The organism is Sphaerisporangium dianthi, assembly GCF_042654065.1.
Lineage (GTDB): Bacteria > Actinomycetota > Actinomycetes > Streptosporangiales > Streptosporangiaceae > Sphaerisporangium > Sphaerisporangium dianthi.
Map to the genome: position 1 here is coordinate 221,689 of NZ_JBHSFP010000010.1, position 13,273 is coordinate 234,961.

The 13,273-nt window shown below is 73.3% G+C and carries 10 protein-coding genes; 3 read left to right on the plus strand and 7 right to left on the minus strand.

The features are described from left to right. Nucleotides 1–160: 160 nt before the first annotated feature. The 7 genes from iolD to ACFO60_RS17645 form a co-directional block, all read right to left on the minus strand. Nucleotides 161–2,002: a 3D-(3,5/4)-trihydroxycyclohexane-1,2-dione acylhydrolase (decyclizing) gene (gene iolD / locus ACFO60_RS17615; RefSeq protein WP_380841440.1), complete on the minus strand. Its 1,842-nt coding sequence runs from the start codon at nt 2,000–2,002 to the stop codon at nt 161–163. Then, nucleotides 1,999–2,874 carry a 5-deoxy-glucuronate isomerase gene (gene iolB, locus ACFO60_RS17620; RefSeq protein ID WP_380841441.1) on the minus strand — a complete coding sequence of 292 codons (876 nt, stop codon included), beginning with the start codon at nt 2,872–2,874 and terminating at the stop codon, nt 1,999–2,001. The genes iolD and iolB overlap by 4 nt, the downstream gene beginning before the upstream one ends. Further along, a complete protein-coding gene (locus ACFO60_RS17625; RefSeq protein ID WP_380841443.1) occupies nt 2,874–3,755 on the minus strand; it encodes a Cgl0159 family (beta/alpha)8-fold protein in 882 nt (293 codons plus the stop codon). The genes iolB and ACFO60_RS17625 overlap by 1 nt, the downstream gene beginning before the upstream one ends. Continuing rightward, the gene (gene iolC, locus ACFO60_RS17630; RefSeq protein ID WP_380841470.1) at nt 3,748–4,737 is read right to left on the minus strand and encodes a 5-dehydro-2-deoxygluconokinase; all 990 of its coding nucleotides are present in this window, start codon (nt 4,735–4,737) and stop codon (nt 3,748–3,750) included. Before iolC ends, ACFO60_RS17625 begins: the two co-directional genes overlap by 8 nt. 101 nt (nt 4,738–4,838) lie before the next feature. Continuing rightward, nucleotides 4,839–5,837 (minus strand): TIM barrel protein, encoded by a 999-nt coding sequence (locus ACFO60_RS17635; protein ID WP_380841445.1) that lies wholly within the window; start codon nt 5,835–5,837, stop codon nt 4,839–4,841. Then, nucleotides 5,834–6,826, minus strand: coding sequence for a Gfo/Idh/MocA family protein (locus ACFO60_RS17640; RefSeq protein ID WP_380841446.1), 993 nt, complete (start codon nt 6,824–6,826; stop codon nt 5,834–5,836). The genes ACFO60_RS17635 and ACFO60_RS17640 overlap by 4 nt, the downstream gene beginning before the upstream one ends. A gap of 209 nt (nt 6,827–7,035) precedes the next feature. Next, nucleotides 7,036–7,356: a hypothetical protein gene (locus ACFO60_RS17645; RefSeq protein ID WP_380841447.1), complete on the minus strand. Its 321-nt coding sequence runs from the start codon at nt 7,354–7,356 to the stop codon at nt 7,036–7,038. Between the two features lie 253 nt (nt 7,357–7,609). Between ACFO60_RS17645 and ACFO60_RS17650 the strand changes: the two genes are divergently transcribed. From ACFO60_RS17650 to ACFO60_RS17660, 3 genes are all read left to right on the plus strand, one after another. Beyond that, a complete protein-coding gene (locus tag ACFO60_RS17650) occupies nt 7,610–9,265 on the plus strand; it encodes a fumarate hydratase (protein WP_380841448.1) in 1,656 nt (551 codons plus the stop codon). 80 nt (nt 9,266–9,345) lie between these two features. After that, a complete protein-coding gene (locus ACFO60_RS17655; protein ID WP_380841449.1) occupies nt 9,346–10,632 on the plus strand; it encodes a serine/threonine-protein kinase in 1,287 nt (428 codons plus the stop codon). 42 nt (nt 10,633–10,674) lie between these two features. Beyond that, nucleotides 10,675–13,263 (plus strand): serine/threonine-protein kinase, encoded by a 2,589-nt coding sequence (locus tag ACFO60_RS17660; protein WP_380841451.1) that lies wholly within the window; start codon nt 10,675–10,677, stop codon nt 13,261–13,263. The last annotated feature ends 10 nt before the right edge of the window (nt 13,264–13,273 follow it).

Genomic DNA, 13,273 nt, shown 5'->3' on the forward strand with positions numbered 1-13,273 from the left:
ACTGTCCGGCGGATCACCGTTGGTTCCCGGCGTTCGGGACATCAGGCCGATAGTGGAGCAACTAGCACCGGGTTCCTCAACGTGACCGACCATTCGGCTGCTACTCGGCCCCCGATCCCCGGCAGCCCGTCGAGCACGTAGTGCGACTCCGGCGCGTGGGTCAGAGGTAGGGGCGTTGGGCGCGTTTGGCCTGTTCGTAGCGTTCGTGAAGTTCGGGGTTGGTGGAGACCTCGGCGATGGGGACGTCCCACCAGGCGGTGGTCTCCGGGCCGGGGCCGGGGACGGTCTCGACGTGGACGACGGTGGTGCCCGTCGCCTCCCTGGCCTTGGTGAGCGCCACCCGCAGTGACTCGGGGTCGGACGCGCGCAGGACGTCGGCGCCGAGGGTCGCCGCGTTGGCGGCCAGGTCGACGGGCAGGTACGCGCCGTCCAGCCCGCCGCCCGCCGAGCGCAGCCGGTAGGCGGTGCCGAGCCGCCGCGCGCCCACGGACTCCGAGAGGTTGCCGATGGAGGCGAAGCCGTGGTTGTCCACGATGACGACGATCAGCTTGACGCCCTCCTGGACGGCCGTGGCGATCTCCTGGGCCATCATGAGGTACGAGCCGTCGCCGACCAGGACGAACACCTCGCGCTCCGGGGCGGCGAGCTTCACGCCGAGGCCGCCGGCGATCTCGTAGCCCATGCACGAGTAGCCGTACTCGACGTGGTAGGCCTTCGGGTCGGAGGCGCGCCACAGTTTGTGCAGTTCGCCGGGCATGGATCCGGCCGCGTTGACGACGACGCCGTCGGATCCGGCGGCCTCGTTGACCACGCCGAGCATGACGGGCTGCGTCAGCGCCTCGCCGCCGTACAGCTCCGACACCGTGGCCTGCCAGTCGCGGGCCAGTTCGCCGGCCCGTGACGTCCACGACGGGTCGGCCTTCCAGCCGGCCAGGTCGAGCAGGGCCAGCCCCTCGCGGGCGTCGCCGACGAGCATGACGCCGGCGTGCTTGGCGGCGTCGAAGGCCGCGACGTTCAGGTTGACGAAGCGCGCGTCGCCGAACAGCGTGCGCGAGGCGGTGGTGAAGTCGGTGTACCGGGTGCCGACGCCGATGACGAGGTCGGCTTCGCGGGCCATCGCGTTGGCGGCGGCCGTGCCGCTGTGCCCGATGGCGCCGAGCGCGCACGGGTGGTCGTAGGGCAGGACGCCCTTGCCGGCCTGGGTCTCGCCGACGGGGATGCCGTGGGCCTCGGCGAAGCTCGCCAGTTCCTCCCACGCCTCGCTGTACACGACGCCGCCGCCCGCGACGATGACCGGGCGCCGCGACGCCTTGATCGCCTCCACGGCCCGGACGACGGAGGCGGAGTCGGGCACGGGACGGGCGACGTGCCAGACGCGCCGGCGGAACAGCTCGACCGGCCAGTCGTGCGCCTCGGCCTGGACGTCCTGCGGCAGCGCGAGGGTGACGGCGCCGGTCTCGGCCGGGTCGCTGAGCACGCGCATGGCCGCCATCAGCGCGGCGGGCAGCTGCTCGGGCCGGTTGACGCGGTCGAAGAAGCGCGAGACGGGCCGCAGGCAGTCGTTGACGCTGACGTCGTAGGTGCGCGGGTCCTCGAGCTCCTGCAGCACCGTGCCGGCGGCGCGGGTGGCGAAGATGTCGCCGGGGAGCAGCAGCACCGGGATCCGGTTGATCGTGGCGAGCGCCGCGCCGGTCACCATGTTGGTCGCGCCGGGGCCGATCGAGGAGGTGCAGGCGAAGGCCGACAGGCGGTTGCGCATCTTGGCGAAGCCCACGGCCGTGTGGACCATGGCCTGCTCGTTCCTGGCCAGGTAGTACGGCAGCGGGTCGCGCAGGCCGGCCCCGCGCTCGGCGAGCGCCTGGCCGACGCCTCCGACGTTGCCGTGCCCGAAGATGCCGAAGCAGCCCTCGATGAGCCGCCGCTCGACGCCGTCGCGTTCGCTCCACTGCTCGGCGAGGAACCGCACCAGCGCCTGGGCGACGGTGAGCCGTGTCGTCGTCATGCCTGGGTCTCCGTCTCACTCGTGCCGCCGTCCGCGCCGCTCCCGACGGCGGTCGTCATGGGGACGCGGGGGTCCACGGCCTGGCCGTCCCAGCTGGAGCGGATCCAGGCGTGCCGGGGGTCGTCGCAGAAGGCCATCGACCGCTCGCCGGCGGGCCCCGCGAGCACGTTCAGGTAGTACAGGTCGTAGCCGGGGGCGGCCATCGACGGGCCGTGGTAGCCGTGCGGCACGAGCACGACGTCGCCGCACCCCACCTCGGCGAGCACGTCGATGGGCCTGCCGGGCGAGCCGTACACCCGCTGGTAGCCGGGGCCGCCCTCGAAGTAGTAGATCTCCTCCAGCACGGCCTCGCCCTCGCCGAGGGTGTCGTGCTTGTGCGGGGGGTAGGACGACCAGTTGCCCTCGGGGGTGAGCACCTCGACGGCGACGAGCTTGTCGCACTCGAACGCGTCGGGCGCGCAGAAGTTGTTGACCTGCCGGCTGGCCTGCCCGGCCCCCCGGACCTCCACGGGCACCTTGCCCGCCGGCCCGTACCGCACCGGCAGCCGGCGGGTGGCGCGGGCGGACGGGAGGGCGAAGCGGCCTTCCCCGGTGACGCGCACCGTCGCCTCGATGGGCACGTACGCGAAGTCGGAGACGCCTTCGAACACCGACGGCCGGCCGTGGAGCTCCAGGCGTTCCCCCTCGCACTCGACCACGCAGGACCCCGACAGCGGCAGGACGAGCATCTCCTCGGAGCCGGTGGCGAACTCGACGGTCTCGCCGGACAGGTTGAGCGCGCGCAGCCCGGCGTAGGTCCATCCCGCGAGCTCCGGCGTGACGCGCAGCGCCCAGGGAGCATCGGCGGTCGTGCCGGCGGGGATGTGCGACATCAGGACACCTCCAGCAGCCCGGCGGCGGTGTCGACGGCCGCCGCCACGTCGTCGTCAGGAGGGTAGAGCAGCGCGCGCCCGACGACGAGCCCTCGCACGCCGGGAAGGCGCAGCGCCTTGCTCCACGAGGAGTACACCTCGTCGGGCGCGTTGGTCGGGTCGCCGCCGAGCAGCAGCGTGGGCAGGGTGGTGGCGTCCATGACCCGCTCCATGTCGGCGACCACCGGGATCTTCAGCCAGGTGTACGCGGAGGTCGCGCCGAGCCCCTGGCCGACGTGGATGGCGCGGATCATGCCCTCGGGGGAAAGGTCGTGCTGGACCGCGCCCTCGTCCCGGTGCGACCAGAACGGTTCGATCATGGCCATCAGCCCCTGCCCTGCCAGGCCGGTGACGGCGCGCGCGCACGATTCCAGCGTGGCCGCGGTCTCGGCCGAGCGCAGGCCGACGCGGCAGAGCATCTTGCCGCCGTCGAGCCGCATCCGCACGATGGACTCGGTGTCGTAGGCGGTGAAGCGGTCGTCGAACTCGAAGGCGCTGCCGTGGAGGCCGCCCCGGTTCATCGAGCCGATCACGACCTTGTCGTCGAGCGCGCCGAGCAGCAGCAGGTCTTCGACGATGTCGGGGGTGGCGAGCAGCCCGTCCACGCCGGGGCGGGCCAGGGCGGCGCACAGCCGGTCGAGCAGGTCGACGCGGCTGGCCATGGCCAGCGGCCGGCCGCGCACGCCGAGCGCGCCGCGGGCGGGGTGGTCGGCGGCGATGATGAGCAACTGGTCGCGGTCGCGCAGCAGCGGCCTGCGACGGCGTCCCGCCGCGGCCTCGGCGATCTTCTGCGGGTGTCTGGCGCGGTACTCCGCCAGCCTCCTGCGGTCCTCGTCACGCATGGGCTTCCCCCGAGAGCACGGCCTCGACCTCCTTGGCTGTGGGCATGGCCGGGGCGCAGGCGAGGCGTCCCGCCACGATGGCGCCGGCCGCGTTGGCGTACCCGAGGGTCCGCTCAAGGTCGCGCCCGGCGAGCAGGCCGTCGCAGAGGGCGCCGCCGAACGCGTCGCCGGCGCCGAGCCCGTTGACGACCTCGACGGGCACGGGCGGGACCTCCACCGTCCGGCGCGCCGTCATGCCGAGCACGCCGCCGGAGCCCTGCTTGACCACCGCGAGCTCGACGCCCATGTCGAGCAGCGCCCTCGCGGCCTCGCGCGGCTCGCGGGTGCCGGTGGCGACCTCGCACTCGTCCAGGTTGCCGACGGCCACCGTGACGTGCCGCAACGCCTCGCGCACCCATTCTCCCGCCGCCCGCGCCGACTCCCAGAACATGGGGCGGTAGTCCAGGTCGAGGACGGTGAGCGGGGCCCGGCCGCGCGCCCGCCAGGCGGCGAAGTGGGCGCTCCTGGACGGCTCCTGCGACAGCCCGGTGACCGTCGCCCAGAACAGGCCGGCGTCCCTGACCGCGGCGAGGTCCAGCTCCTCGGCGCGTATCTCCAGGTCGGGGGCCTTGGGGAAGCGGTAGAAGAACAGCGGGAAGTCCTCTGGCGGGCGGATCTCGCAGAACGTCACCGGCGTCGGCAGGCCCGGCACCTCGGTCACGTACCGGTCGTCCACGTCGTAGGACCGCAGCGCGTCGTGGACGAACGCGCCGAACGGGTCGGCGCCGGTGCGGGTGATCACCGCGGAGCGGCGGCCCAGTTTGGCGGCGGCGACCGCGACGTTGGTGGCGCTGCCGCCGAGGTACTTGCCGAAGGTCTCCACCTCGCGCAGGGACACGCCGATCTGGAGAGGGTAGATGTCGACGCCCACCCTGCCGATCGTGAGCACCTCGACCGCGCCGGCGCCGCCCGAACCCGGCTCGGTCACGCCGGAAGCGCTCATACCGGGCTCGGTCACGCCGGAAGCGCTCGTACCCGGCTCGGTGATGCCCGCGCCGCTCGTACCCGGCTCGGTGATGCCCGCGCCGCTCGTATTGGGCTCGGTCATGCCAGGGTCGCGAGGTAGGCGAGGCTCTCGCGGACGGAGACCTCCGGGCCCTCGCCCTCCGGGGGTTCGCCTTCCAGGACGACGTCCTGCTCCATGACGTACCAGCCCGCGTAGCCGGCCGCGCCGAGCCCGGCGACGATGCCTGCGACATCGACGTCGCCGCGTCCGAGGGGCCGGTAGATTCCCGCCCGGACGGCGTCGGTGTAGGTCAGCCTCCCGGCGCGTACCTGTTCGGCGAGCGTGGCGTCCACGTCTTTGAGGTGCACGTGTGCGACCCTGGCTGCTGCCCTGGACACCAGGTCGAGCGGGTCGGTGCCCCCGATGAGAAGGTGCCCGGTGTCCAGGCAGAGCGGCATGGCCGAGCCGTCGACCACGCGGTCCACCTCGTCACGCGTCTCGATCATGGTGCCGACGTGCGGGTGGAGCGTGACGGCGCGGCCGAACGGCTCGGCCTCCTTCAGCAGGCGCCCCAGGTTGGCCAGCAAGGTCTTCCAGCCCTCGGCGTCCAGCACGGGACGCCGGTCGTAGCCGTCGGCCCCGGTGGCGGCGGCCAGCACGACCGTCTCCACGTCGCCCTCGCAGAAGGACCGGAACACCGCCCGCGCCTCGGGCACCGGGTCGTAGGCGGGGTCGTGAAGCACGAGCGGGACGAAACCGCCGATGGCCCGCAGCCCGTAGGACTCCAGCAGCGCCCTGCGGTGCGCAGGAGAGGGCGGCAGGAACCCGTCCGGGCCCAGTTCGGTCGCGGCGAGCCCGGTGGAGCGCATCTCGCCGAGGACGCGCTCGCGGTCGAGCTGGTGGCCCCACCCGGGCACCTCGCACACGCCCCAGCTGATCGGCGCCCCGGCGACGCGCAGCGCCCCATCGGCCCGCCCGGACCGGCCGGTCTCCGTCGTGCCGCTCACGTTCGCCTCTCCGGCCGCCGCGTCCGTGGTCTGGTCGGTCATGCCGCCACCCGCCTCTGCCGCCGCCGCGTGCGTGCTCTGGTCGGTCATGCCGCCACCTGCTCGATCTCCGCGACGCGCACGGGGCGTCCTTCGCGGCGTGACAGCTCGGCCGCCTCGGCGACGCGCAGGGCGGCGAGCGCCTCGCCGACGCCGCACGGGCTCGGCCCGCCATCGCGCGCGCACGCGAGGAACGCGCCGAGCTCCGCCACGTACGCGGCCTCGAAGCGCGTCCCGAAGTCGGGCCACGGCTCGCCGCCGGGGAAGGCGACCCCGGGTTCGGCCGAGGCCAGGGGGACGCGCTCGTCCAGCCCCACGGCGAGCGTGCGGCGGGTGCCGGCCAGCTCCATGCGGACGTCGTAGCCCGCGCCGTTGTAGCGCGAGCCCTGCAGCGTGACGAGCGTCCCGTCCTCGAGGGTGAGCAGGGCGGCGCTGTTGTCCACGTCGCCGGCCTCGGCGAAGAACGCGGCGCCGCGGTTGGAGCCCGCGGCGTACACCGACTCGACCTCGCGGCCGGTGACCCACCGCAGGATGTCGAAGTCGTGGATGTGGCAGTCGCGGTAGATGCCGCCCGACAACGGGATGTACTCGGCGGCCGGCGGCCGCGGGTCGGCGGTCAGCATGTGCACGCGGTGCAGGTCGCCGATCTCGCCGCCGCTCAGCGCCCGGCGGGCCTCGGCGTACCCGGCGTCGAAGCGCCGCTGGAAGCCGATCTGCACCAGCGTGCCGCTGCGCGCGGCCGCCTGGACGACGCGCGCGGTCTCTTCGATGCCGGGGGCGACGGGTTTCTCGCAGAACACCGGGACGCCGGCCTCGCAGGCCCGCAGGATCAGCTCGGCGTGGGTGGACGTCGGGGTGGCCACGACCACGGCGTCGGCCTGGAAGGCGTCCCCGACCAGCGCGCCGACTCGGCCGGCCACCTCTTTGGCCCGGACCTCGTCGGCGTCGCCCACGACCAGTTCGTCCACCTCGGGGTGTGCGGCGAGCGTCGTCGCGTGAAACGCCCCGATACGGCCAAGACCCAACAGACCCACACGCATACTGCCTCCGCGCTCCGATCAGCTCATGACGGCCCGTCCCCAGTTCTAGGTACCAGAATGCCGCGAGTCAAGACTTTGTCCTGACATTCGGACGATCTATCCTCTAACGGCCGGAGTCGCACAAAGCGTCCCTTCGCGCGGGGCGGCCGGCGACCGGGCACTCCTTCAACAAGTGCCGGACGCGCCGGCCGCGCGATGGATGGCGTCGATCACCACCACCGCGCCCGCCCTGGCAGGGCGTGCTTCTCGGGGTGGGTTCCGACCGGCCGCAGGTCATCTCCGGCCAGATCCCTGCCGGTCAATTCCGGGTGCTCGCCGCCCTCGACGCCCTCGCCCCCTTCGCCGCCTTCGCGTGGAGGCGTGCTCCGCGCTCCGATCTCGCGCCGCCGTGCCCGGCCGTCGGGGGTCACGGGCCACTGGACGGGCTCACCCCTGATGCCGCGGAGCACGATGGTGACGAGCCCGACGCCGAGGACGGCGGCGACCACTATCACCCCGAATATGACGACCACGATGTAGCCCGGGTCCATGATTTCCCCCGATCTCAGACACGTGCCTACGTCCAGTATCGAACGCGCGCTCAATCTCCCTTCGGGCGGCGTCGGCCGCGCGGACGCCACCGCGTCCCTGCCGGTGCCCCGCGGACGGCCGTCGCGTCCGCGCCGATGTGCCGCGAACGCCGGTACAACAGAGCACAACCCCGTGTCGGCAGACGGGCATGCCGAGCCGTACCCTGCAACAGGACGGCGGCCAGCGCGCCACACATACGGAGGAGCACGAGCGATGCCCGAGTTCGACTACACCGACCTTCTCCCGCTGGGCCCGGATGAGACGGAGTACCGTCTGATCACGGCGGAGGGGGTGCGGAAGGTCGAGGCGGCGGGCCGCACGTTCCTCGAAGTGGACCCGGAGGCGCTCCGGCTGCTGACCAAGACCGCCATCCACGATATTTCGCACTATCTCCGGTCGTCCCACCTCTCCCAGCTCCGCAAGATCATCGACGACCCCGAGTCCAGCGGCAACGACCGTTTCGTGGCCCTGGACCTGCTCAAGAACGCGAGCATCTCGGCCGGCGGCGTGCTGCCCATGTGCCAGGACACCGGCACCGCCATCGTGATGGGCAAGCGGGGCCGCCACGTGCTGACCGACGGCGCCGACGCCGAGCACATCTCGCGCGGCGTGTACGACGCCTACACCGAGCTGAACCTGCGCTATTCGCAGATGGCCCCGCTGAACATGTGGGACGAGAAGAACACCGGCAGCAACCTGCCCGCCCAGATCGAGCTGTACGCCGAGGACCCGCACGGCCACCCCGACGAGTACAAGCTGCTGTTCATGGCCAAGGGCGGCGGCAGCGCCAACAAGTCGTTCCTCTACCAGGAGACCAAGGCCGTCCTCAACGAGAAGCGGATGCTGGAGTTCCTGGAGGAGAAGATCCGCTCGCTCGGCACCGCCGCCTGCCCGCCGTACCACCTGGCCGTGGTCGTGGGCGGCACGAGCGCCGAGTACGCGCTGAAGACCGCCAAGTACGCCTCGGCGCGCTACCTCGACGCGATCCCGACCGAGGGCTCGTCCTCGGGCCACGGCTTCCGCGACCTCGAGATGGAGAAGAAGGTCTTCGAGCTGACGCAGAAGCTCGGCATCGGCGCCCAGTTCGGCGGCAAGTACTTCTGCCACGACGTGCGGGTGATCCGCCTGCCCCGGCACGGCGCCTCCTGCCCGGTGGCCATCGCGGTCTCGTGCAGCGCCGACCGGCAGGCCCTGGCCAAGATCACGCCGGAGGGCGTCTTCCTGGAGAAGCTGGAGACCGACCCGGCGCGCTTCCTTCCCGACACCACCGACGAGCACCTGTCGGACGACGTGGTGCCGATCGACCTCAACAGGCCCATGAGCGAGATCCTCGCCGAGCTGTCGCGCTACCCGGTCAAGACCCGGCTATCGCTGACCGGCCCGCTCGTCGTCGCCAGGGACATCGCGCACGCCAAGATCGCCGAACGGCTCGACGCCGGCGAAGAGATGCCGCAGTACCTGAAGGACCACGCCGTCTACTACGCCGGGCCGGCCAAGACGCCCGAGGGGTACGCCTCGGGGTCCTTCGGGCCGACGACGGCCGGCCGCATGGACTCCTACGTCGAGCGTTTCCAGGCCGCGGGCGGCTCGCTGGTCATGCTGGCCAAGGGCAACCGCTCCAAGCAGGTCACCGAGGCGTGCCAGAGCCACGGCGGCTTCTACCTCGGCTCCATCGGCGGCCCCGCCGCCCGCCTCGCGCAGGACTGCATCAAGAAGGTCGAGGTCATCGAGTACCCGGAGCTGGGCATGGAGGCCGTCTGGAAGATCGAGGTCGAGGACTTCCCCGCCTTCATCGTGGTGGACGACAAGGGCGGCGACTTCTTCCAGGACACCAGTGGTCCCGTGCTCACCATCGGTCGTCGAATCTGACTAAACCTGACCGAAGATCTCAACAGAGAATCGGCATGGCCTCTACAGGCGGCAATGAACAAATCGGTAAGCTGCCCCCCATGCGCGCGCCAGTCGGATACGAGCTAGCCTCGCGATACCGGCTTGTGGAGCCGGTGGGACGCGGCGGCATGGGCACCGTGTGGCGCGCCCACGACGGCCTTCTCGACCGTGACGTGGCTGTCAAGGAGGTCCGCCTCCCGCTCGTCCTGGACGAGGAACTGCGGGCCGAGCTGTGCGCCCGCACCGAGCGCGAGGGCAGGGCGACCGCCATGGTCGCCCACCCGTCGGTGATCACGGTCTTCGACGTCGTCACCGAGGACGACCGTCCCTGGATCGTCATGGAACTGCTGCGCGCGCAGTCACTGGAGGAGATGGTCAAAGAGCACGGGCCGCTCCCCCCGCGCCGCGTGGCCGAGATCGGCCGCCAGGTGCTCGGGGCGCTGCGCGCCGTGCACGCCAAGGGCATCATGCATCGCGACGTCAAGCCCAGCAACGTCCTGGTGACCGAGGACCGCACGGTGCTGACGGACTTCGGCCTGGCCGCCCTCGAAGGCGACGCGTCGATCACCCAGGCCGGCATCGTGCTCGGCTCGGCCGGGTACATCGCGCCCGAGCGCGTCCTCGGCGACCGGGCCAGCCCCGCGGCCGACCTGTGGTCGCTCGGCGCGACCCTGTACACGGCCGTGGAGGGCCGCGGCCTGCACGGCCGCCGCACGGCCGCGGCGGCGCTGGCCGCGCTCACCAGCGGTGAGCCCATCCCCATGGATCGCGCGGGGCCGCTCGCGCCGATCTTGCACGGCCTGCTGCAGATCGCGCCCGACTCGCGGCTCGACGGCATGCGCGCCTCGCTCATGCTCGCGCGCGTCGCCGCCGGAGGCTCGGCCGAGGAGCCGCTCGGCGGGCCGATCCACCACGGCTCCGGGCGCACGCAGGCGCCGTCGCAGGGGTCGCCCGGCACGACGGGCTCCGGCTCCTCCAACTTCGCGGCCGCGTGGCCCCGGGACGCCGCGAACACCGGCGCGCGGCCCGCCGCGCGCGGTGGGCCGCGCGAGGACCCCAATCGCGTGCCGACCTCGCCGCGCCGGGCAGGGCACCGGGGCCAGCACCGCGCCGACGCCCGTCCTGACCGGACGTTCAGCGTGCCCTCGGAGGCCCCCGACCCCGTGCCGGCGCCGCGTTCGCCGCGCAGGCAGGCCGAGGGGGTGCACCGCAAACCGATGGACCCGGCGGCGGGCCGCCGACGCGCTCCCGCCAACTCCGAGCTGAGCCCGGTGATCCGCCAGCTGTCCGAAATCATGCGGATGGTGGTGCCTCGTCGCTTTTGGCCGAGAAATATGCGTAAGTAAGGCGAAAGCAATCCTCAACCCGCTATCGCTATCTTCTTAGTCATGCCCGAACAGCAGACGCGCCTGCTCGCCGACAGATACGAGCTGATCGCCACCCTCGGCCGGGGGACGATGGGCACGGTCTGGCGGGCGCACGACCGCCTCCTCGGCCGCGACGTCGCCGTCAAGGAGATCCGGCAGGATTCGGGTCTCAGCAAGGCGCAGCGCGCCGAGCTGCGCGAACGCATGATCCGCGAGGGCCGGAACGCCGCCAAGATCGTGCATCCGTCGGTGGCCACGGTGCACGACGCCATCCTGGTGGACGGCAGCCCGTGGATCATCATGGAGCTGGTCGAGGCCAGGTCGCTGGAGCAGGTGATCGACGAGGAGGGGCCGCTCCCGCCCCGGCTCGTCGCCGAGATCGGGCTCGACCTGCTCGGAGCGCTCGGCGCGGCCCACAAGCAGGGCGTGCTGCACCGCGACGTCAAGCCCGGCAACGTGCTGCTGACCGACACCGGCCGGGTGGTCCTCACCGACTTCGGCATCGCCAAGGCCGAAGGCGACACCAACATCACCAAGACCGGCATGGTCATCGGCTCTCCCGGCTACACCGCCCCCGAGCGGGCCCGGGGCGACCACACCGGCACCGAGTCGGATCTGTGGTCGCTGGGCGCCACGCTGTACTTCGCGGTCGAGGGACGGCCCGCGTACGAGCGGTCGTCGGTCAGCGAGACCCTGGCGGCGCTGATGACCGAGCAGGCCGACCCGCCGACCCAGGCGGGGCCGCTGCGTCCGACGCTTGAGGGGCTGCTGGAGAAGGACTACACCAAGCGGCTCAAGTACGACCTGGCCGTGGCCATGCTGCGCCGGGTCGCCAAGGTCTCCTCCATCCCGCCGGCGGCGTCCGCCGCCGCCTCCGCGCCTCCTGCGGCGTCCCGGGCCGCCGCGTCCTCCGGGACCGCCGCCCAGAACGCCCAGCAAGCTCAGAACACTCAGAACGCCCAGGCCGCCGCCCAGCCCCCGGCCGCCACCCCGAAGGCTCCCGGCGCCGCCCCGGCCTCGCCGGACCCGCGGACCAGCGCCCCGGACCCGCAGACCACCGTCCCGAAGGCCCAGGCGGCCGCACCCGAGACCCAGGCTCCGGCCGGGTCTTCACAGCCCGCCGCCCCGGGGGCCCCGGACGTCCCGGAGTCGCAGACCACCATCCCGAAGGCCCGGGCCACCGGGCCCGGGTCCGCCGAGGGGGAGGTGGACACCGACCAGACCATGACGATCATCCGTCCCAAGGGCGGCCTGCGCATCCCGGGCGGCCCCGTCCCGCCTCCCGCCTCGGGCGCGCCGTCCACGGCCGCGCGCGCGGGAGCGGCGGCCGGCGAGGACGACCAGGCCACCATCGTCGGGCGGCTCCCGTCCGCCTCGGCCGCGCCGCCCCGGACGCCCCCCAGGAGCCCCGCCGCCGCGCCGCGGACACCGCCGCCCCCGCACGCGCCGGGCGGCTCGCCCGCCCATCCCCCCGCCGGGACGTACGCGCACGACGCCCCGGCGCCCCCGTACGCGGGCGGCGGCGCGCACCCGGCAGGCGGCCAGGGCGGCACGGACGGCTCGGCGGGCCAGGGCGGCGTGGCGGGTCCAGGCGGCGTGGCGGGTCCGCGCGGCATGGCCGGCCCGCGCGGCATGGCGGGTCCAGGCGGTATGGCGGGTCCGGGCGGCATGGGGCACCCGGGCGGGGTGAGCGGCCCGGGCGGTCCCGGCCACCCGGGCGGCATGGCGAACGCCGGCGGCATGGGCACGGACGCCGACACGCCCTCGCACGGGCTGGGCACCGACCTGTTCTCCTTCCAGGGCGCCGCCCCGCCGAGGAGCGGCAGCCCGGTCGGGATGATCGTCCTGGTGGTGGTCGCCCTGCTCGGCCTTGCCACCATCGTCATGCTCGTCGCCTCGGCGGTCTCCGACGGCGACTCGCGGCCCTCGCCCTCAGGCGAGAAGGCGCCGGCCGGCGCCGGGACCGGCCGGGCCCCGGCCACCGCCGTCGACGCCCGCGTCAGCACGACGCTCGGCCCGGACGACGGCGCCGACCTCGGTCCAGGGGGCGGCGTCTCCCCCGGCGCGGCGGACGGCTCGTCCACCGGCGCGCGTTCCCGGGAGAGCGCCACTCCTCAAGAGGGCGTGGCCGCCGCGCCGGCCCCGGGACTGCGCCGCCACGTCGACCGCACCGGCTTCGCCATCGACGTCCCGGCCAAGCTGCGCGCGGCGGCCAGGGGCGGCGGCGTGAGCTTCAGCGTCGCCGGGGACGCCCGCACGCTGCGCGTCGCCCAGTCGGCGGACGGCACCGCCGACGTGCTCAACGCCGCCAAGGCCGCGCAGGCGCGGGCCAGGGCGAACGGCACCTACCCCGGTTACACGCTGATCCGCCTCGCCGCGACCCGCCCCGCGCCGTACACGGGGACGGACGTGGCCGACTGGGAGTTCCGCTACACCTCCGGCACGGGCACCACGCGCGTGTTCTCCCGGTGGGTGTCGGTGCCGGGCGGGCCGCTCTACGCGATCTACTGGTCGGCGCCCGACGCCCGCTGGAACCCTGGGCAGTCGGGACTCGACGACGTCCTGTCGTCGTTCCGGCCCGCCCGCGGGAGCACGTCCAGCGGTTCCTAGAGCAAGACTG

Bases quoted from the DNA above. Each gene is read 5' to 3' on its own strand.
- iolC (WP_380841470.1), bottom strand. From the start codon at position 4,737: ATGAGCGCTTCCGGCGTGACCGAGCCGGGTTCGGGCGGCGCCGGCGCG.
- ACFO60_RS17640 (WP_380841446.1), bottom strand. From the start codon at position 6,826: ATGCGTGTGGGTCTGTTGGGTCTTGGCCGTATCGGGGCGTTTCACGCG.
- iolB (WP_380841441.1), bottom strand. From the start codon at position 2,874: ATGTCGCACATCCCCGCCGGCACGACCGCCGATGCTCCCTGGGCGCTG.
- ACFO60_RS17645 (WP_380841447.1), bottom strand. From the start codon at position 7,356: ATGGACCCGGGCTACATCGTGGTCGTCATATTCGGGGTGATAGTGGTC.
- ACFO60_RS17660 (WP_380841451.1), top strand. From the start codon at position 10,675: ATGCCCGAACAGCAGACGCGCCTGCTCGCCGACAGATACGAGCTGATC.
- ACFO60_RS17625 (WP_380841443.1), bottom strand. From the start codon at position 3,755: ATGCGTGACGAGGACCGCAGGAGGCTGGCGGAGTACCGCGCCAGACAC.
- ACFO60_RS17650 (WP_380841448.1), top strand. From the start codon at position 7,610: ATGCCCGAGTTCGACTACACCGACCTTCTCCCGCTGGGCCCGGATGAG.
- ACFO60_RS17655 (WP_380841449.1), top strand. From the start codon at position 9,346: ATGCGCGCGCCAGTCGGATACGAGCTAGCCTCGCGATACCGGCTTGTG.
- ACFO60_RS17635 (WP_380841445.1), bottom strand. From the start codon at position 5,837: ATGACCGACCAGAGCACGCACGCGGCGGCGGCAGAGGCGGGTGGCGGC.
- iolD (WP_380841440.1), bottom strand. From the start codon at position 2,002: ATGACGACGACACGGCTCACCGTCGCCCAGGCGCTGGTGCGGTTCCTC.